Annotated in this window: 19 protein-coding genes; 8 read left to right on the top strand and 11 right to left on the bottom strand. The window is 73.3% G+C overall.

What is annotated here, in order from left to right:
• The first annotated feature begins 103 nt into the window (after positions 1 to 103).
• The gene (locus AB0D28_RS10660) at positions 104 to 1,453 is read left to right on the top strand and encodes a PHB depolymerase family esterase (RefSeq protein WP_357384383.1); all 1,350 of its coding nucleotides are present in this window, start codon (positions 104 to 106) and stop codon (positions 1,451 to 1,453) included.
• A 78-nt stretch (positions 1,454 to 1,531) separates the two neighbouring features.
• Here the strand turns inward: AB0D28_RS10660 and AB0D28_RS10665 are convergent, their stop codons facing one another.
• The 4 genes from AB0D28_RS10665 to AB0D28_RS10680 form a co-directional block, all read right to left on the bottom strand.
• A complete protein-coding gene (locus tag AB0D28_RS10665; protein WP_357384385.1) occupies positions 1,532 to 2,290 on the bottom strand; it encodes a glycosyltransferase family 2 protein in 759 nt (252 codons plus the stop codon).
• Between the two features lie 85 nt (positions 2,291 to 2,375).
• Positions 2,376 to 3,014 (bottom strand): YdcF family protein, encoded by a 639-nt coding sequence (locus AB0D28_RS10670; RefSeq protein WP_357384387.1) that lies wholly within the window; start codon positions 3,012 to 3,014, stop codon positions 2,376 to 2,378.
• 21 nt (positions 3,015 to 3,035) lie between these two features.
• The gene (locus AB0D28_RS10675) at positions 3,036 to 3,305 is read right to left on the bottom strand and encodes a DUF4873 domain-containing protein (protein ID WP_357384389.1); all 270 of its coding nucleotides are present in this window, start codon (positions 3,303 to 3,305) and stop codon (positions 3,036 to 3,038) included.
• The gene (locus AB0D28_RS10680; protein ID WP_357384391.1) at positions 3,302 to 4,018 is read right to left on the bottom strand and encodes a TetR family transcriptional regulator; all 717 of its coding nucleotides are present in this window, start codon (positions 4,016 to 4,018) and stop codon (positions 3,302 to 3,304) included. The genes AB0D28_RS10675 and AB0D28_RS10680 overlap by 4 nt, the downstream gene beginning before the upstream one ends.
• Positions 4,019 to 4,066: 48 nt before the next feature.
• Here AB0D28_RS10680 and AB0D28_RS10685 point away from each other — a divergent pair, with 48 nt between their 5' ends.
• Positions 4,067 to 4,969 (top strand): diiron oxygenase, encoded by a 903-nt coding sequence (locus tag AB0D28_RS10685; protein ID WP_357384393.1) that lies wholly within the window; start codon positions 4,067 to 4,069, stop codon positions 4,967 to 4,969.
• 43 nt (positions 4,970 to 5,012) lie between these two features.
• On the opposite strand, the gene AB0D28_RS10690 is transcribed toward AB0D28_RS10685, so the two are convergent.
• The 5 genes from AB0D28_RS10690 to AB0D28_RS10710 all read right to left on the bottom strand — a co-directional run bounded on the left by AB0D28_RS10690 (position 5,013) and on the right by AB0D28_RS10710 (position 8,128).
• Positions 5,013 to 6,452, bottom strand: coding sequence for a cellulase family glycosylhydrolase (locus AB0D28_RS10690; protein WP_357384652.1), 1,440 nt, complete (start codon positions 6,450 to 6,452; stop codon positions 5,013 to 5,015).
• Positions 6,453 to 6,591: 139 nt separating this feature from the next.
• Positions 6,592 to 6,876 (bottom strand): BON domain-containing protein, encoded by a 285-nt coding sequence (locus AB0D28_RS10695; RefSeq protein ID WP_357384654.1) that lies wholly within the window; start codon positions 6,874 to 6,876, stop codon positions 6,592 to 6,594.
• On the bottom strand, positions 6,876 to 7,442 hold the full coding sequence (locus tag AB0D28_RS10700; RefSeq protein ID WP_357384395.1) for an STAS domain-containing protein: 567 nt from the start codon (positions 7,440 to 7,442) through the stop codon (positions 6,876 to 6,878). Before AB0D28_RS10700 ends, AB0D28_RS10695 begins: the two co-directional genes overlap by 1 nt.
• On the bottom strand, positions 7,439 to 7,753 hold the full coding sequence (locus tag AB0D28_RS10705; protein WP_357384397.1) for a hypothetical protein: 315 nt from the start codon (positions 7,751 to 7,753) through the stop codon (positions 7,439 to 7,441). The genes AB0D28_RS10700 and AB0D28_RS10705 overlap by 4 nt, the downstream gene beginning before the upstream one ends.
• Positions 7,754 to 7,762: 9 nt before the next feature.
• Positions 7,763 to 8,128 carry an STAS domain-containing protein gene (locus AB0D28_RS10710; RefSeq protein ID WP_357384399.1) on the bottom strand — a complete coding sequence of 122 codons (366 nt, stop codon included), beginning with the start codon at positions 8,126 to 8,128 and terminating at the stop codon, positions 7,763 to 7,765.
• Positions 8,129 to 8,277: 149 nt separating this feature from the next.
• Here AB0D28_RS10710 and AB0D28_RS10715 point away from each other — a divergent pair, with 149 nt between their 5' ends.
• The 4 genes from AB0D28_RS10715 to AB0D28_RS10730 all read left to right on the top strand — a co-directional run bounded on the left by AB0D28_RS10715 (position 8,278) and on the right by AB0D28_RS10730 (position 11,809).
• Positions 8,278 to 8,952 (top strand): response regulator transcription factor, encoded by a 675-nt coding sequence (locus tag AB0D28_RS10715; protein ID WP_357384401.1) that lies wholly within the window; start codon positions 8,278 to 8,280, stop codon positions 8,950 to 8,952.
• The gene (locus AB0D28_RS10720; RefSeq protein WP_357384403.1) at positions 8,949 to 10,298 is read left to right on the top strand and encodes a HAMP domain-containing sensor histidine kinase; all 1,350 of its coding nucleotides are present in this window, start codon (positions 8,949 to 8,951) and stop codon (positions 10,296 to 10,298) included. The genes AB0D28_RS10715 and AB0D28_RS10720 overlap by 4 nt, the downstream gene beginning before the upstream one ends.
• Positions 10,295 to 10,858 (top strand): GerMN domain-containing protein, encoded by a 564-nt coding sequence (locus tag AB0D28_RS10725; protein ID WP_357384405.1) that lies wholly within the window; start codon positions 10,295 to 10,297, stop codon positions 10,856 to 10,858. The genes AB0D28_RS10720 and AB0D28_RS10725 overlap by 4 nt, the downstream gene beginning before the upstream one ends.
• 141 nt (positions 10,859 to 10,999) lie before the next feature.
• Positions 11,000 to 11,809: a SigB/SigF/SigG family RNA polymerase sigma factor gene (locus AB0D28_RS10730; RefSeq protein ID WP_357384407.1), complete on the top strand. Its 810-nt coding sequence runs from the start codon at positions 11,000 to 11,002 to the stop codon at positions 11,807 to 11,809.
• 237 nt (positions 11,810 to 12,046) lie between these two features.
• Here the strand turns inward: AB0D28_RS10730 and AB0D28_RS10735 are convergent, their stop codons facing one another.
• A complete protein-coding gene (locus AB0D28_RS10735) occupies positions 12,047 to 13,438 on the bottom strand; it encodes a PLP-dependent aminotransferase family protein (RefSeq protein ID WP_357384409.1) in 1,392 nt (463 codons plus the stop codon).
• 28 nt (positions 13,439 to 13,466) lie between these two features.
• Between AB0D28_RS10735 and AB0D28_RS10740 the strand changes: the two genes are divergently transcribed.
• Positions 13,467 to 14,399, top strand: a complete 933-nt coding sequence (locus AB0D28_RS10740; protein ID WP_357384411.1) for a DMT family transporter — start codon at positions 13,467 to 13,469, stop codon at positions 14,397 to 14,399.
• Between the two features lie 72 nt (positions 14,400 to 14,471).
• Here AB0D28_RS10740 and AB0D28_RS10745 read toward each other — a convergent pair whose 3' ends face one another.
• Entirely contained in the window at positions 14,472 to 15,677 is a 1,206-nt protein-coding gene (locus AB0D28_RS10745; RefSeq protein WP_357384413.1) for a hypothetical protein, read from the bottom strand.
• A gap of 319 nt (positions 15,678 to 15,996) precedes the next feature.
• On the opposite strand from AB0D28_RS10745, the gene AB0D28_RS10750 reads away from it, so the two are divergent.
• Positions 15,997 to 17,562, top strand: coding sequence for a pectate lyase (locus AB0D28_RS10750; protein ID WP_357384415.1), 1,566 nt, complete (start codon positions 15,997 to 15,999; stop codon positions 17,560 to 17,562).
• The last annotated feature ends 23 nt before the right edge of the window (positions 17,563 to 17,585 follow it).

Genomic DNA, 17,585 nt, shown 5'->3' on the forward strand with positions numbered 1-17,585 from the left:
CGCGACTGTCTATCTCGTCTCCGAGGGTCCGGGCCGCCCGTCGCAGGCGCCTCGCCGGCGAGAACGCTGCCACCTGCGGCGTTCCCACCACCGAGGAGAACACATGCTGTCCAGAATGAGCAGACTCCGGCTGCTCGGCGCGGTGCTGGCCGCCGCCGGGCTCGCCGCCGGGGCGGCGCTCGCCCTACCGGGGCCGGCCTCGGCCGCCGCGCTGACCGAGGTGACGAACTTCGGCACCAACCCGAGCAACCTGCGCATGTACCTGTACGTACCGGACACCGTCGCGGCCCGCCCCGGGCTGCTCGTGGTGAACCACTACTGCACCGGCAGCGGCCCGGCCATGTACTCCGGCACCCAGTTCGCGGCGCTCGCCGACCGGTACGGCTACATCGTGGTCTACCCGTCGGTGACCCGCAGCAGCAAGTGCTTCGACGTCTCCTCGCCGCAGGCGCTGCGCCGCGACGGCGGCAGCGACCCGGTGGGCATCAAGTCGATGGTGGACTACGTGCGGCAGCGCTACCCGGTCGACTCGCAGCGGATCTTCACCACCGGCACGTCGTCCGGCGCGATGATGACGAACGTGCTGCTCGGCGACTACCCGGACGTGTTCCGCGCCGGTGCCGCGTTTGCCGGTGTGCCGTTCGGCTGCTTCGCCACCACGAACGGCTCCGAGTGGAACAGCGAGTGCGCCAACGGCCAGGTGCTGAAGACCCCGCAGCAGTGGGGTGACCTGGTGCGCAACGCCTACCCCGGCTACACCGGCCCGCGCCCGCGGATGCAGCTCTGGCACGGCACGAACGACGAGACGCTGCGCTACCCGAACTTCGGCGAGGAGATCGACCAGTGGACCAACGTGAACGGGCTGAGCCAGACGCCCGCGTACACGGACAGTCCGCAGCCCGGCTACACCCGCACCCGCTACGGCGGCACCGGCGGGACCGCGACTGTCGAGGCGATCAGCATGCAGGGCGTCACGCACAACCTGCCGGTCGACGCGGCCCAGGCCATCCGCTTCTTCGGCCTGGACTCCACCGCGCCCCCGACGACCGCGCCCCCGACGACCGCGCCCCCGACCACGGCGCCGCCGACCACCGCGCCGCCCACCACCGCGCCACCGACCACGCCGCCGCCGTCGGGCGCCTGCCGGATCGGGTACGTGGTTAACGCCTGGAACAACGGGCTGACCGCCGCGGTGACGATCACCAACACGTCCACCACCGCGCTCAACGGCTGGACCCTCGCGTTCACGCTGCCGGGCGGCCAGACGATCACCGGCGGCTGGAACGCCACGTACAGCCCGTCCAGCGGCGCGGTGACCGCCCGCAACGTGTCCTACAACGCGTCGATCCCGCCGGGCGGCTCGGTGGACATCGGCTTCCAGGCCACCCACACCGGCAACACCGGTAGACCCGGATCGTTCGTCCTCAACGGCAATCCCTGCACGAGCGCCTGACCATCAGCGCCGGCACGCCGGGACGGTGGGCATCCCGAGTGATGCCCGCCGTCCCGGCGAACCCGGGCGCCGGCCCGCTCAGCGGGTCCGGGCCGCGGACGTGCGCGACGACGTCGTGACGGCGGCCGGGACACCGTCCACAGCGGAGCGCCCGGTCAGCCGGGCGAGGGCGGAGGCGACCAGCGGCCGGTAGATCCGTACCGAGTCGGCGAGCGCGGAGAAGTGCGAACCCGAGTTGTCGCCGTGGTAATGGGTGGCGATCTCCACCTGCTCGACCGGCAGTCCGGCGCGCGCCAGCCGCAGCAGCACCGTCATCTCGTACTCGAACCGGTCGCCGGGGAGCGTGCCGAGCCAGCCGAGCAGGGCCGCCGGGTAGGCACGCAGGCCGGTCTGGGTGTCGCGCACGTCCCGGCCGGTCGCCAGCCGGAACGCCACCCGCGTCGCCGCGTTGCCGAACCGGCTGCGCGCCGGGACCTCACCCTCGAATTCGCGTACGCCAAGCGTCGGCGCTCCGGTGACGCGCATCCGCTCCGCCACCCGGCACACGTCGGGCACGCTGTGCTGGCCGTCGGCGTCCACACACACCACGTCCCGTCCCGGGTGACGCGTCGCGGCGTACCGGAAGCCGGTGCGCAGCACCACGCCCTTGCCCCGGTTGACCCGGCGGCGCAGCACCGTCGCGCCCCGGGCGCGGGCCGCGCGCAACACGGCGTCGGCGGCCGGGCCGCTGCCGTCGTCGACGACGAGCACGTCCGCGCCGGGCAGCGCGTCCTTCAGGTCGCCGACCAGCGGTGGCAGCCGGTCGCCCGGTCGGTACACCGGCACGAGCACGATCACGGGGCCTCCCGGGGGTGGTCTCGCCCGCCGGCACGGCCCGCCGGGTCGATCGAGGACGGTCGTACCCCCGGCGTGCTCGCGTGAATCACCGTCGGGGTGTGAGGCGTCCGATCCGGCCGGCGGCGCGGGTCAGCGCCCGCTCGCGGCGCAGCGACGCCTCCGGGGTACGCACACCCAGGAAGCCGATCCGGCTGAACGCCCGGGCGGCCCGCTCCCGCCGCACGGGCACCGGATCGGGCGCGGTCACCGGCACGTCGGTCAGCGCCGGGCCGGACAGGCCGAGCACGCGCGCGGCGAGCAGCCGGACGCGCGGCAGGTGCCACGGGTGGGAGACCAGCCCGAGCGGGCGCCGCCCGGTGAACTCCGCCCCGCCCAGCAAGCCGTCCTGGACGGTGTGCGCCAGGTTCTGCACAGTGGTGCGGGAGCGGGTCTCGGCGGCCGACCGGGCGTACGCGTCGAGCCCGGCCTCGCGCGCCAGCGCCCGCATCAGCTCGGCCTCGCGGAAGCCGGGCGGCGGGGCCGGCGTGCCGGCCGGGCCGTGCGGCCAGCCGCCGGTGAACACCACCCGCGCGTCCGGCGCGCGCCGGAACGCCTCGGCGTGTGCCCGGACGTAGGCCACCGCGGCCTCGGTGCGCGCGACGCTCTCCGCGGTGAGCCGGTAGCCGCCGTCGCCGGCCACCACTCCACGGCCGAAGACCAGCAGCACTGTGGCGGGAGGCGTCATCCCTTCACGGTACGGCGCGGATCACTCGTCGTCCGGCGGCCAGGGCGGCGTGCCGACGCCGGTGATGCGGACGCCGCCCCACGGGTCCACCTCGGTCAGCCGGGCCCGGGTGGCCCGTTCGCCGATCCGGACCTCCACGTCGCGGCGGCCGGAGCGCAGCAGCCGGACCAGGCGCGGCTCCGGCTCCACCCGCCCGGCCCAGTGGTAGCGACCGTCGACCGGCTCGAACCGTCCACCGGCGTGCAGCCGTACCGTGGTGCCGGCGATCTCGGCCGTGCCCTCCCACGTCATCTGTCGATCCGTTCGTGCGCGCGGGTCAGCTCCGGCGGCAGGTCCGCGCCGCGCCGGACCCCCTCGATGCCGCTCCACAGCAGCGTGGTCAGGTATTCGGTGAGCGCGGCCCGGTGGATCGGCTGCCCGTGCGTGGTCCACCAGTCGCCGACCGCCTGGACGAACCCGACCAGCCCGTACGCCCACGGCTCGGCCGGGCCGGCGTCGAGGCCGAGCGCGCGCAGCCGGTCGCCGATGACCCGGGCCAGCCCGGTCGCGACCTGCCGGCTGGTGCCGGTGACCACCTGCTGGATGCCGGGGTGCCCGGACTCGTGCACGAGGAACCGGTAGAGCGAGGGCTCGAACTCCACCACGCTCAGGTACGCGTCGATTGTCGCCTCGACCAGCGCCCGCTCCTCGCGTACCTGCTCCACGGCGGGCGCGATGGCGGCCACCACGCGTTCCGCGACCACCTCGCTGACCGCGAGCCAGAGCTGGGCCTTGTCGGCGAAGTAGCGGTAGAGCACCGGTTTGCTGACCCCGGCGGTGGCGGCGACCTGGTCCATGTCGACGGTCGGGCCGTGCCGCAGCAGCGCCTGCACGGCGGCCGCGATCAGTTCCTGCCGCCGCTGTTCGCGGTGGTCGGCCCAGCGGTCGCGCCGCCCGCCGGGGCGGGGCGCGGCCGGCTCCCCGGCGGCGTCGGGGCCATTGACATCGGTGGTGGTGCGTCGCATGCTACCACTCGTAACAGTTACTCGAAGTTACGTCAATATGGAGGGGTCATGGAGCGGACGACGGCCGGATTCCCCCGCGAGGCGGTCGCCGATCGACTGCTCTCCGCCTCGGTGCGCACCAGCTACGACCCCGTGGTGGACATCGACTGGTCGGCGCCGCCGGTGCCCGGCGCGTACTGGCTGCCGCCGTCGCGCAGCAGCCTCTACGGCACCGCGCTGTGGGACGGCCTCACCGAGGGCCAGCGGGTCGAGCTGACCAAGCACGAGGTCGCCAGCGCGGCCAGCGCCGGGATCTGGTTCGAGACGATCCTCATGCAGATGCTGATCCGGCAGTACTACGACGCCGACCCGACCAGCCGGCACGCCCAGTACGCGCTCACCGAGGTCGCCGACGAGTGCCGGCACTCCATCATGTTCGGCCGGCTCATCGAGGCGACCGGCGCCCCGGTCTACCGCGCCGAGCCGTTCGACCACCTGCTCGGACGCTGGCTCAAGTCCACAGCCGCGGGCCCGCAGATGTACGCGGCCATCCTGATCGCCGAGGAGATCCTCGACTCGTTCCAGCGCGAGATCATGGCCGACGAGTCGTTGCAGCCGCTGATCCGCATGGTGTCACGCATCCACGTGGTGGAGGAGGCGCGGCACGTGCGATTCGCCCGTGACGAGCTGACCCGGCAGGTCGAGGCCGCCGGGCCGGTGGCGCTCGCATACGCGCGTCTGGTGATCGGCCGGGCCGCGTACTCGATCACGCGGCGGCTGGTGCACCCGCGGGCGTACGCGGCGGTCGGGATCGACCCGGCGGCCGGCCGGGCCGCGGCGCGGGCCAACCCGCACTGGCGGGCCACGCTGCGCTGGTCCGCGCAGCGAATCGCCGACCACCTGACCGAGCTGGGACTCGTCGCCGGGCCGGGCCGGGTGCTGTGGCGCCGGGCCGGGCTGGTGGAGGGCTGACCGGCGGCGACCCGAAGGGGAAGGACCGCCGCCGGCCGCCCGGTCAGGAGGTGGGGAAGTTGTCCGGGGTACGGATCCGGTCGCGCATGTACGCGCCGGACTCGGTGAGCACCGACGTCCCGCCGAACGAGCCGGACGCGCAGGTGCCCGGCCGCAGCGCCGCCGAGCCCTCGGGGGCGTCCGAGAACGTCCAGTTGGCGTAGCTGATCTTCAACCGGTCGAGCAGGTCGAGCCAGGCGTTGCTGCTGGCGGTGTCGACGGCGCCGTCACCGGTGTAAGTGACGGTGCCGAACTCGGTGACGAACAGCGGGAGCCGGCTCGCCGCCCGCTGCACCTCGTTGCGGTAGTTGTCCTTGTGCGACGCGGCGTAGAAGTGGAACGTGTACATGATGTTCTGCGCCCGCACCGGGTTGTCGACGATCTCGTCGGAGTTGGCGCCGTCGGAGACGCCGAGCGAGGACCAGCCGCGCGTGCCGACGATGACCACCGCGTCCGGGTCGTTCGCCCGGATCACCGGGATGACCTGCTCGGCGTAGTTGCGGATGGTCGACCAGCTGACCCCGTTCGGTTCGTTGGTGATCTCGTAGATCACGTTCTTCTTCGCGGCGTTGCGCGCCGACACGTTGGCGAAGAACGTCTTGGCCCGGTCCAGGTTGTACGTCGGGTCGCCGGGCGTCAGCGTGTGGAAGTCGATAAGCGCGTACATGCCCCGGGCCTCGGCCTTGTCCACGAGCGAGTTCACCTGGTTGGTGAAGCCGGCCGGGTTGGTCTCGTAGCCCTGCTCCTGCACGTACATCGAGATGCGCAGCAGGTCGGCACGCCAGTCGTTCGCCAGCACGTCGAGCGAGGCGTCGGTGTAGCAGTTGGCGAACCACTGGAGGCCGTGGGTGCTCATGCCGCGCAGCTGGATCGGCCGTCCGTACTGGTTGCAGAGGTTGACGCCGCAGACCCGCAACTGGCCGTTGATCGCGACCGGCGTGGTGCCGGTCGGCGGGGGTGGCGTCGTGGGCGGCGGGGTCGTGGGCGGGGGAGTGGTCGCCGGTGGCGGCGTGCTCGTGCCGCCGGTGCAGGCCGTGCCGTTGAGCGTGAACGACGTGGGGCTCGGGTTCGACCCGGTCCACGAGCCGTTGAAGCCGACTGTGGTGCTCGCGCCGGTGCCGAGCGCGCCGTTGTAGTCCAGGCTGCGCGCGGTGACCGCCGGGCCGCTCTGCTGCCAGGTGGCCGACCAGCCCTGCACGACCCGCTGGCCGCCGTCGGGGAAGGTGAAGCCCAGCGTCCAGTTGCTCACCGGGTCGCCGAGGTTGCGCACCGTGACGCCGGCGGTGAAGCCGCCGGGCCACGAGTTGGTGGTGTAGGTGACGGCGCAGCCGGTCGCCGCCATCGCGTTCGTCGACGGCAGCACGGCGGTCGCCGCCAGGGCGAGCGCGCCTACCGCGCCGCCGACGAGCAGGTGCCGCCGGGACGGGCGGGGAATCGAGAACATACGGGAAGGTCCCATCGTCTGGATGGTGATCGGACGGTGCCCGTCGTGAACCTGCCCGGAAAGCTCGACGTGGCGGCCTGGGGGAGCGCTCCCACGGCAGAGCGTAGAGGTGGACGCCGATGCGTGCAACCACCGCGGCTCAGCGGCCGCCGCGCCGCCCGCCGTAGAGCCGCAGCGCGTTGCAGACGTCGAACACGCCCGGCACGTCCCAGGCCAGCTCGGCGGCGACCAGACGCGTCGCCGGGTCGGCCACCAGGCCGGCGAGGATGACCACCCGGTTCTGCACGGTCACGGTGATCTGCTGCCGCCGGGTGGTCCAGTCGGCGCTGAGCCGCTGCGCGACGAGCGACGCGAGCCGGGTGTCCGCGTCGTCGGGATCCGGCCCGCCGCCGGTGAACGGGAACTCGGGGTACGGCCAGGGCATCACCACGGGGAGGGCTCCTTCTGTTCGGTCAGGACCGGCCGGCGGGACGCGGGCCCCGGTGCCGGGACGCGGCCGTCGACGACTGTGAAGACGCCGTCGAGCCGCATGGTGTGCAGCACGGTGAGCACGAACCGCGACGGCGACAGCAGGCCCAGCCGCCGGCCGTCGCGCCGGGCGTCCTGGTGCGCGCGCACCAGCAGGCTGAGCCCGGCGGAGTCGATCACCTCCAGCCCGGACAGGTCGACCAGCTCCAGGTCGCCGCGGACGGAGCGCTCGGCGAGGGCACGGCGTACCGTCGCGGCCGGGTCGACGTCGTGGGCGGCCGGTGTGCCGGCGACCTGTTCCAGCTCGTCCAGGCCCAGGCCGTCGTCGGCGATGGCCGCCCGGGTGCTGCACCGGGGGCAGTGGTGCGGTCCGGACGCGAACGGGGAGCCGACCCAGTCGTGCTCGAACACCAGCGTCCACACCACCTCGGCGTCGGGCAGTGTGGCGCCCGTGCCGGTGACGCTGTCGCCGCAGCCGTCGCAGATGAGCATCATCAGGTGGTCCGCGGGTACGACAGTCACACCTCCTCCTTTCGCCGGCCACCCGGCGCGGGCGGCGTCTGCCCCTCGGCCTCCGACCGGCCGGCGGCCACCACCGCGAGCACGACCGCCACGGCGGCGAAGCCGATCTCGACCATCAGCGGCAGCAGCGTCGAGCCGCCGGTGCGGTGATCAACCAGCCCGACCACGATCGCGCCGAGCAGTGCGGCCGCCACGCCGAGCGCGAGCGTCAGCCAGACCGGGACGGCCTTGCGCCCGGGCAGGACGAGGCGTCCCAACCCGCCGACGGCCAGGCCCACCACGAGCGCTCCGACGAGCGTGCTGCCGGTCACCTATCCTCCTCAGCGTGCTGCGGACGCGACCCGGGCCCGGCCGCGCGCGGCCGGACGGGGCGTGTCGACGACGGGTACCGCACCGAGCCCGGAGGTCTCCAGGATGCGCCGGATCCGCGGGTGTGGATTGCTCAGCGTGAGCCGGCCGTCCTGCCGCGCCAGCCGGCGGTGCACGTCCAGCAGCAGCGCGACGGCGGCCGGGTCCACATGCCGGCATCCGGCGAGGTCGATCGTCAGCTCGCGGGGCCGCAGCGCGAGGATGCGGTCCAGCACGTGGGCGACCTCGGGCAGCCCGGCGAGGTCCAGCTCGTCGGTGATGTCCACGCGCACGTGCGGCACGGCGGACTCCGGCGGGGACGGCAGGGTGGCGGGCATCGCGTCGCTTCCGTGGTCGGATCGGGGCAGACCTCACTCTGCGCGCGGATCTTGGAGGTCCCCGGACGGTTGTATGACGGTTCGATGACAAAAACCACGAACGGCCTACGCGATTGGGCGACCCGTGCGGGGCCGGTCATGATGCCCATATGACGGCCGTACTGGTGATCGAGGACGACGACCGCATCCGGCTCGCGCTGCAGCTCGCCCTGGAGGAGGAGGGCTACGAGGCGTACGGCGAGCCGACCGCCGAGGACGGCCTGCGCCGGCAGCGGGAGAAGCCGGCGGACTACGTGCTCGTCGACCTGATGCTGCCCGGCATGAACGGCTTCGACTGCATCCGGCAACTGCGCCGCGACGACGACGTGCCGGTCGTGGTGATCAGCGCCCGCGACGACACCCACGACATCGTCGCCGCGCTGGAGGCCGGCGCCGACGACTACGTGGTGAAGCCGGTCGCGATCAAGGAGCTGTCGGCCCGGCTGCGGGCGCTGCGGCGGCGCGTACGCACGGTGTCCGGACCCGTCCCCGCCCAGTTCTTCGGCGACCTGGAGATCAGCGCGGAGGCCGGCGAGGTGCGGCGCTCGGGCCAGCCGGTGCCGGTCACCCGGACCGAGTTCCGGCTGCTCTGCGAGCTGGCCGAGCACGCCGGGCGGGTGCTGTCGCGCCAGCAGTTGCTCAGCCGGGTCTGGGGCTACGAGACCGGCGACGAGCGGCTGGTCGACGTGCACGTGGGCCGGCTGCGGCAGAAGATCGAACCCGACCCGGCCAATCCGCGCCACCTGGTCACCCTGCGCGGTCTCGGCTACAAGCTGCAGCGATGACCCGTCCCGGACTCCGCGCCCGGGTCACCGCGGCGTTCGCCGTCGGCGCGTTGCTGCTGTCGGCGCTGATGGCCCTCTTCTCGTACGACCTGACCCGGCGCTCGCTGCTCGACGAGCGGGAGCGCGCGGCGGTGCGGGCCGCCTACTACGACGCCGCCGTGGTCCGCTCCGGCCTGGACACCGGCACCCCGGACGTGGTGGCGGTGCTGCGCTCGCTCGACACCGGCAGCGCCCGCCGGCCGCTGCTGCACCTGCCCGACGGCTGGTACGCCCGGACCGCCGACGTGGGCGCCAGCTCGGTGCCGCCGGAGTTGCAGCGCATGGTGGCCGACGGCAAGCCCGCGGTGCAGCGGATCCGGCTCGACGGTCAGCCCGCGCTGCTGGTCGGCGTACCGCTGCCCGGCGCGCTCGGCTACTACGAGCTGACCTCGCTGCGGGAGGTCGAGGAGACCTTCCAGGTGGTGGGGCTGGCGCTGATCGCCGTGGCGATCATGGTCGCCGGGGCGGGCGCGGCGCTCGGCTGGTACGCCACCCGGCACAGCCTGCGGCCGCTCACCGCGGTGGCCGACGCGGCGGAGCGGATCGCGGGCGGCGATTTCGCCACCCGGCTCGACCCGACCACCGATCCCGACCTCACCCGCCTGTCCAGCTCGTTCAACGAGATGGTCGACAAGCTGGTGCACCGCATCGAGCGAGACCGGCGCTTCGCCGCCGACGTGAGCCACGAGCTGCGCTCGCCGTTGCAGACCCTGTCCGCCGCCGCGAGCGTGCTCAACCGCCGCCGGGAGCACCAGGACGAACGCACCGCGACCGCGGCGGGCCTGGTGGCCGACGAGGTGACCCGGTTCCAGCGCCTGGTCGACGACCTGATCCAGCTGGCCCGCACCGAGCAGCCGGCCCACCGCGAGACGGTCGACGTGGTGGAGCTGGCCCGGGCCTGCTGCCGGGAGCGGTCGCTGCCGGAGAGCCTGGTGACTGTCGACGGCGACGCCCCGCACCTGTGGTGGGTCGACCGGCGCCGGTTCGCCCAGACACTGCTGAACCTCGTCGAGAACGCCGAGCGGTACGGCGGCGGGCCGGTCGCCGTACGCCTGGGCGGGCGCGACGGCGTGGGCGTGCTGGAGGTCGACGACGCCGGTCCGGGTGTGCCACCCGCCGACCGCGAGATCATCTTCGACCGGTTCGTCAGGGGCCGGGCGGCGCACGACCGGGCCGGCACCGACGGCACCGGCCTCGGGCTCGCCCTGGTGGCGCAGCACGCCGCCGCGCACGGGGGAACGGCCGCCGTGCTGGACCGCGAGCCCGGCGCGCGCTTCCGCGTGGAGCTGCCCGGAGCGCTGCGATGAGCCGGCGGCGGCTCCTGCCCGGCCTGCTCGTGGCCGTGCTGCTGGCCGGCTGCGGGGTGCCGGTGGACGACGAGCCCCGGCTGGTGCAGACGCCGCCCGGTGCGTTCCCGACCCCGGCCGTTTCCTCGACCGTCGACGCGGACGGGCGGGTGGACGAGCCGTTCTGCTTCGTCCGGGACGACGGCCTGGTCGTGGTCAAGCGCCGGGTCGACGGGCTGCCGGGGGTGGACGCGCACCTTCAGCACCTGCTGGCCGGGCCGGACGGCGGCGAGCGCCGGCAAGGGCTGAGCACGGCGCTTCCGGGCACCGTGGCGGTGGCCGGGGCGACGCTCGCCGGCACGCTGGCCACCGTTGACGTGCGCCAGGCGGGGGAGGAGACCGGCCGCAACGACGAGGTGCTCGCCTTCGGGCAGATCGTGTGCAGCCTCACTCAACGGCCCGACGTGTACAGCGTCGTGTTCCGCCGGGACGGGCAGCCGCTGGAGGTGCCGCGCGCGGACGGAAGCCTCTCCGTGCTGCCGCTCACCGCCGCCGACTACCGGCCGCTGATGCCCCGCTGACGCACCCTGATCGACCCTATGTCCGTATTGACACGAAATCTCCATCGTCCGTTCGGTTGATTTGGCCGTGGCCTTTGGTCTAGTGTGGCTGGCACGACCGGTGTGGGAGGCCACCCGTTCTCCGAGGACAGGAAGGGCAGCATGACCACGATGACCATGGCATCGACCGCGACCGAGGTGCACCGCGCGCCGCAGACCGGTGAGGAGTCCCGTGCCAGCGAGCTGATCACGGCGCTCGCCGCGCTGCCCGCCGACCACCCGCAGCGGGCCGCCCTGCGCAACCAGGTCATCGAGGCGTGGCTGCCGCTGGCCAACCACCTCGCCGCCCGTTACAGCGGTCGCGGCGAGCCCGCCGGCGACCTGGCGCAGACCGCGGCGCTCGGCCTGATCAAGGCGGTCGACCGGTTCGACGCCTCGCGCGGTGTCGACTTCGCCGGCTTCGCCATCCCGACGATCCTGGGCGAGATCAAGCGGCACTTCCGCGACCGCACCTGGAACATCCGGGTCCCGCGCCGCCTCCAGGAGCTGCGGCTGCGCATCTCCGAGGCCAACAGCACGCTGACCCAGACGCTCAACCGGGCCCCGACCGTCGCCGACATCGCCGCCCACCTCGACGTCACCGAGGAAGAGGTCCTCGAGGGCCTGGAGGGCGCCCGCGCGTACAACGCGGTCTCGCTGTCCACCCCGATCGGCGACGGCGACAGCGCCACCGAGCTGGGCGACACCCTCGGCGCCGAGGACAACGAGTACGAGCTGGCCGAGCTGCGCGCCTCGCTGGGCCCGGCGCTCGCCACCCTCGACGAGCGCGAGCAGAAGATCCTCACGCTGCGCTTCTACGGCAACCTGACCCAGAGCGAGATCGCCGCCCGGGTCGGTGTCTCCCAGATGCACGTGTCCCGGCTGCTCGCCCGCGCGCTGACCAAGCTGCGTGGCCAGCTCACCGAGGCCTGATCCACCCCGACCACGACCCCCGCCGGCCACCCGGCGGGGGTCGAGTCATGTGCACCCACTCCGGACCTCTGTAGATCTTGGTACGGAAGCGCCCCCATGAGGGCGGGCCCGTACCAAGATCCGCGCAGTCCTGACCCCGGCCGGCGGACTCTGCGTTGATCTTGCACTTTCGGCCCTATTTTTGTCGGGATTGTTCCCTCTGCCGGGGCCGAAAGTGCAAGATCGCGGGGGCGAGGGTCAGTGGGGGAGGGCTGTGGACAGGCGGCGGACGGCTTCGTCCATCTGTTCGGGTGGGGCGGCGGCGTAGGTGAGGCGCAGGTGCGGGGCGGGGGGTTCGGCCGCGTACCAGGGGCGCCCCGGGAAGACGGTGACCCCGGCCGCGGCGGCCGCCGCCGTCACCGCGACGTCGTCGACGCCGTCGGGCAGGCGTACCCACAGGTGCAGGCCACCGCGGGGGACGTCGCGCGGCGCCAGTGCCGGCAGGTGCCGGTCCAGCGCGGCGAGCAGCGCCTCCCGCCGGGCCCGCAACTCCCGGCGCAGGGTACGGCGGTGCCGGTCCCACGCCGGCGCGGTGAGGAACTCCAGCGCGGCCTGTTGCAGCGGCCCGGCGACGAAGAGGTCGTCGAGCAGGCGGGCGGCGCGCAGCCGCGCACCGGCCGGCCCGCGCGCGCCGAGCGCGGCGATCCGCAGGCCGGGCGCGGCCGGCTTGGTCAGCGACCGCAGGTAGACGACGTGCCCGTCCGGGTCGTCGGCGGCGAGCGGCGGCGGGGCCTCGCCGTCGACGGTGAGGTCGCGGGCGTAGTCGTCCTCGATCAGGAACGCGCCGGCCTCGCGTACCGCCTCGGCGACCTGGTCGCGGCGGGCCGGTGCGAGCGTCGCGCCGTGCGGGTTGGCGTGCAGCGGCTGGCAGTAGAACACCCGCGCGCCGGTGCGGGCGAACGCGGCGGCGAGCTGGTCGGGCCGTACCCCGTCGGAGTCGGCGGGTACGGGCACCACCCGCAGCCCGGCCGCGCGGGCGGCGGCGAGCGCGCCGAGGTAGGTGGGGGACTCGACCAGAAGCGTGTCGCCGGGCGTGGTGAGTGCCCGCAGGGTCGACGAGAGCGCGGCCTGCCCGCCCGGGCAGATCACCATGTCCTCGGCGCGCAGGCCGCCACCTGATTCGCGGGCGAACCAGGCTCGCAGGTCCGCCCGCCCCTCCACCGGGCCGCGCTGCCACGTGGCGGGCTGGCGGGCGGCACGGGCGAGCGCCGCGCCGAGTGCGGCGGCGGGCTGGAGATCCGGGTCCAGGTAGCCACCGGTCAGCGGGATCGCGCCCGCCGGAGGTAGGGCCAGCAGCGCCTGCATCTCCTCCTCGCCGCCCCGCCTCGGGCCCAGCGCGACCGTCTGCCACGACAGGTCCGCCCGCTGCGGCCCGGTGCGCCGGGCGGCCACGAACGCGCCACGCCCCGGCCGCGTCTCGATCAACCCGTCCGCGACGAGCCGCCGGGTCGCCTCGGCGACTGTCACGGGGGAGACGTGATGGCGCGCGGTCAGCTCCCGCACGGACGGCAGCCGCGTGCCCGGGGCGGCGGATGCCGCCAGCGCACCCAGGTGCCGGACGAGGTGGTCGATAGCGCTACCATCATTCATGAAGGAACAGAGTAGCGCTACTGCCGTGATGACGGTAACGGTCAGGCCGGGCGGCGGGGTCGCCCTCGGCACGCTGGGGGTGCTGGCCTTCAGCATGTCGCTGCCGGCCACCCGCGTCGCGGTGCACACACTCGACCCCTGGTTCGTCGCGTTCGGACGCGCGGTCGGCGCGGCGCTGCTGGCGTGGGCCTACCTGCGCCTGACCGGTGCGCCGCGCCCCACCCGGGACCAGTGGCGACGGCTGTCGATCGTCGCGCTCGGCGTCGTCGTCGGCTTCCCGCTGTTCACGTCGCTCGCGCTCACCACGCAGACCTCCGCGCACGGCGCGGTGGTCGTCACCGTGCTGCCCGCCATGACCGCGGTGTTCGCGGTGCTGCGGGCCGGGGAGAGGCCGCCGCCGCTGTTCTGGCTCGCAGGCGCGGCCGGCCTGGCGCTGGTGCTCGCGTTCCTCGCCGCCGGCGGCTCGATCCGCGGCGCGCTGTCACCGGCCGACGCGTTCCTGCTCGCCGCCGTGGTGCTCTGCGGTCTCGGGTACGCCGAGGGCGGCAGGCTGGCCCGCGAACTCGGCGGTGCCCGGACGATCTGCTGGGCGTTGCTGCTGTCGCTCCCGGTCACCGTGCCGGTCACCGGGATTGCCGCGCTCCTGCACCGCCCGCAGGGCGGCGTCGCCGCCTGGACCGGATTCGGCTACCTCACAGTGGTGTCGATGTTCCTCGGCTTCTTCGCCTGGTACGCCGGGCTGGCCCGGGGCGGGATTGCCAAGGTCGGCCAGATCCAGCTCGTCCAGCCGGTGCTCACGCTGGTGTGGTCGGCAGTGCTGCTGGGTGAGGCGGTCACGCCCGGCGCGCTGGTGGTGGCGGGTGCGGTGCTCGCCTGCGTCGTGCTCATCCAGCGCACCCGGGGCGGCGCGGCGCCGGGCGTGACAGCGGGTCATCAGGCGTCGGTGAACAAGGCGGCGTAGCGGTTCAGGTGCAGCCGCCAGCCCCGTCGTGAGCGACGCCGTCGCGGACCGACTCCCAGCCCGGACCCCGCCTCAGCAGGCCGGGATGGCGCCGGTCACGCTGGAGACGTACGCGTGGCTGACGAAGTGACCTGACGCGAGTCGGTTCCACTGGCTGGTCGTCCGGTACGGCCCGCTCACCGACTGGCCGGTGACCGAGCACTCGATCGGCACGTTGGCGTAGGTGGCGGCCAGCCCGACGACGGGGTTGCTCGTGGCCGGGCCGGAGCGGATGTTGAGCGGGCCGCTGCCGATCCGGCCCCGGGTGCCGCTGCCGGTCCAGAGGTAGGCGACGTCGACCCAGGCGTTGTCGGTGAGCAGCAGTCCGTCCCAGAACGTGCCGTCGGCGAGGTCGATGCCGGCCGGGCTGCCCACCACGCGCCCGAACTGGTCCCGGCCTCCGTTGTAGCCGCTCTGGTACGCCGCCTGCGCCTCGGGCCGGCCCTGCGGCAGGTCCTTCCACGACTCGCGGACACTGCTCGGGTTCCAGTAGTCGTCCTTCGTGTTCCACGGCCCCATGTCCCAGACCGGCGCGTACTCGCAGCGGCTGCGGGTCGTGGTGCAGACCCGGACGGTGTAGTCGCCGGTGTTCCTCGGCGCCAGGCCACGGGCCGACGGCAGCGCGACGAAGTGGTCCCGCGAGACGATCACGTGCCCGTTGGCGGTGGTGCCGCCGACCAGCCCCTCCCGCGTGGCGTACACCCGGTAGGTGAGGCCCGGGGTGGCGGCCGTGACGGCGGCGACCGAGTCGGCGACGAGCCGGACCGCGCGCACGGTGGGCGCGGCGGTCGGCCGCTCGGCGGTGAGGGCCACCCGGATCTGCACCCGGGTGACGGGCTGGTCGAAGACGGCGGCGCCGGAGAGGGACCGCCACTCGGTCCACGCGCCCGATCGCCAGCCGCGTGCCGCCACCTCGACGGCGCCGCCGGGGGTCGCCTCGACGTCGGCCCGGACCCGGTTGGCCGGCGCGGCGAGTGGGTGGGGCGCGGTGACGAGCATGCCCCCGGCCGTCGGCCGGCGCTGGGCTGCCGGCCGGCTCGCCGTGTCGGCGAGGCGCAATCCGGCGTCGGTCCAGCGGACGCCGACGTCGTCGGCGTCGACGACGGTGAGGTCGGCGGTCCACGCGCTGCCGGTGGCCGTGGGTTCCGCCGGGGGTGCGGCGGGCGCCGGGGAGACGGCCAGGACGGCGGCGAGCGCGCCGGCGGCCGCGGCCAGCGGGGTTCTGCGGGGATGGGGCATGGCGCTCCTCGTGAGGGCAGTAAGTAGACGAGTGTCGATCTCCAGGGTGAGGTGCAGGCAACCACCGATCGCGCGTCCCGTCAAGAAGGCGGCGCGGCCGAGCGGTGCAAAAAACCTGCAAACGCCAGCTCTTGCCTTCCTGGAAAGCGCTTTCATACGATTGCGTTACATCGATGTTTCATGTGCGGGCCGGGCATCGCAGATGAACCACATTCGCTGGCGGCGCGCCTGATCGCGTCGCGGCTCCTCATTATTCCCATTCGGTGACTGCCGCTGCTCGGCGGCGATTCCCGCATGCTCGAAAAAGGAATGAGGCGACATGAGAAGAACAGTCACGCTGCGACTCCACGCGGCACTGGCAACGGCGGTCGTCGGTATCGCCGTCGCCGTGGTGATGCCGTCCCCGCAGGCGTCGGCGGCGGCGGGCAGCGCCACCGGCTACGCCACCCAGAACGGCGGCACCACCGGCGGCGCGGGCGGCCAGACCGTACGCGCCACCACCGGCACCGCGATCCACGCGGCGCTGTGCAACCGGGCCAGCAGCAGCACCCCGATCACCATCGAGGTGACCGGGACCATCAACCACGGCAACACCAGCAAGGTCTCCGGATCGAGCTGCAACACCGCCGACGGCGTGATCGAGCTGAAGCAGATCAGCAACGTCACCCTCATCGGGGTGGGCAGCGGTGCCGTCTTCGACCAGCTCGGCATCCACATCCGCGACTCGCGCAACATCATCATCCGCAACGTCACGGTGCGCAACGTCAAGAAGTCGGGCTCGCCGACCTCCAACGGCGGCGACGCGATCGGCATGGAGAGCACCGTCCGCAACGTGTGGGTCGACCACGTCACGCTGGAGGCGTCCGGTGGCGAGTCGGAGGGCTACGACGGCCTGTTCGACATGAAGGACGACACCCAGTACGTGACGCTGTCGTACAGCATCCTGCGCAACTCCGGCCGGGGTGGCCTGATCGGATCCAGTGAGAGCGACCGCGGCAACGGCTACATCACGTTCGAGCACAACCTGTACGAGAACATCGACTCCCGTACGCCGTTGCTGCGCGGCGGCATCGCCCACATGTACAACAACCACTACAACGGGCTGCACGAGTCGGGCATCAACTCCCGGGCCGGCGCGCGGGCCAAGGTGGACAACAACTACTTCCGCAACTCAAAGGACGTGCTCGGCACGTTCTACACCAGCGAGCGCGGCACCTGGCAGGTCAGCGGCAACATCTTCGACAACGTGACCTGGTCCTCGCCCGGCAGTGACAACTACCCGGCGGGTCCGAACGTGACGTCCACGACCACCGTGAGCGTCCCGTACTCGTACCGGCTCGACGGGGCGAGCTGCGTGCCGGACATCGTGCGGCAGACCGCCGGCGCCAACACCGGCCTGCGCGTCTCCGACGGCAACTGCACGCCGCAGTCCCCGGCCCCGACCACGCCGGGGCCGACCACCCCGGCGCCGACCACGCCGCCGCCGGGAACGACCACGCCGCCCCCGTCCGGCGGGACCAACCTGAGCCTCGTCTCCGGTGCCGGCGCGGACGGTTCCAGCAAGGCCGACGGCACCAGCTACGGCAACGTGCGCGACGGCAACCTGAGCACGTACTGGTCGCCGTCCGGGTCGACCGGCACGATCTCGATCAAGTGGGGCTCGGCCACCACCGTGTCCCGCGTGGTCATCCGTGAGCCGTCCGGCACCTCGGGTTCGATCGGGTCGTGGCAGCTCGTCAACAACGACAACGGCGCGGTGCTCGCCTCCGGCAGCGGGGCCGGCCAGATCACCTTCGGCGCGACCTCGCTGAAGAAGATCAACTTCAAGATCAACAGCTCCAGCGGTACGCCGAGAGTCGGCGAGTTCGAGACGTACGCCAGTTAGTAGTCACAAACGAGCGGGGGCGG

Source organism: Micromonospora sp. NPDC048169 (genome assembly GCF_040652815.1).
In the GTDB taxonomy this organism is placed as follows: domain Bacteria; phylum Actinomycetota; class Actinomycetes; order Mycobacteriales; family Micromonosporaceae; genus Micromonospora.

What these genes read in the sequence shown, in the direction of transcription:
- AB0D28_RS10750 (WP_357384415.1), top strand. Translation starts at nt 15,997, where the DNA reads ATGAGAAGAACAGTCACGCTGCGACTCCACGCGGCACTGGCAACGGCG.
- AB0D28_RS10725 (WP_357384405.1), top strand. Translation starts at nt 10,295, where the DNA reads ATGAGCCGGCGGCGGCTCCTGCCCGGCCTGCTCGTGGCCGTGCTGCTG.
- AB0D28_RS10695 (WP_357384654.1), bottom strand. Translation starts at nt 6,876, where the DNA reads ATGCCCTGGCCGTACCCCGAGTTCCCGTTCACCGGCGGCGGGCCGGAT.
- AB0D28_RS10715 (WP_357384401.1), top strand. Translation starts at nt 8,278, where the DNA reads ATGACGGCCGTACTGGTGATCGAGGACGACGACCGCATCCGGCTCGCG.
- AB0D28_RS10690 (WP_357384652.1), bottom strand. Translation starts at nt 6,452, where the DNA reads ATGTTCTCGATTCCCCGCCCGTCCCGGCGGCACCTGCTCGTCGGCGGC.
- AB0D28_RS10670 (WP_357384387.1), bottom strand. Translation starts at nt 3,014, where the DNA reads ATGACGCCTCCCGCCACAGTGCTGCTGGTCTTCGGCCGTGGAGTGGTG.
- AB0D28_RS10745 (WP_357384413.1), bottom strand. Translation starts at nt 15,677, where the DNA reads ATGCCCCATCCCCGCAGAACCCCGCTGGCCGCGGCCGCCGGCGCGCTC.
- AB0D28_RS10680 (WP_357384391.1), bottom strand. Translation starts at nt 4,018, where the DNA reads ATGCGACGCACCACCACCGATGTCAATGGCCCCGACGCCGCCGGGGAG.
- AB0D28_RS10710 (WP_357384399.1), bottom strand. Translation starts at nt 8,128, where the DNA reads ATGCCCGCCACCCTGCCGTCCCCGCCGGAGTCCGCCGTGCCGCACGTG.
- AB0D28_RS10675 (WP_357384389.1), bottom strand. Translation starts at nt 3,305, where the DNA reads ATGACGTGGGAGGGCACGGCCGAGATCGCCGGCACCACGGTACGGCTG.
- AB0D28_RS10685 (WP_357384393.1), top strand. Translation starts at nt 4,067, where the DNA reads ATGGAGCGGACGACGGCCGGATTCCCCCGCGAGGCGGTCGCCGATCGA.
- AB0D28_RS10730 (WP_357384407.1), top strand. Translation starts at nt 11,000, where the DNA reads ATGACCACGATGACCATGGCATCGACCGCGACCGAGGTGCACCGCGCG.
- AB0D28_RS10740 (WP_357384411.1), top strand. Translation starts at nt 13,467, where the DNA reads ATGACGGTAACGGTCAGGCCGGGCGGCGGGGTCGCCCTCGGCACGCTG.
- AB0D28_RS10720 (WP_357384403.1), top strand. Translation starts at nt 8,949, where the DNA reads ATGACCCGTCCCGGACTCCGCGCCCGGGTCACCGCGGCGTTCGCCGTC.
- AB0D28_RS10660 (WP_357384383.1), top strand. Translation starts at nt 104, where the DNA reads ATGCTGTCCAGAATGAGCAGACTCCGGCTGCTCGGCGCGGTGCTGGCC.
- AB0D28_RS10735 (WP_357384409.1), bottom strand. Translation starts at nt 13,438, where the DNA reads ATGAATGATGGTAGCGCTATCGACCACCTCGTCCGGCACCTGGGTGCG.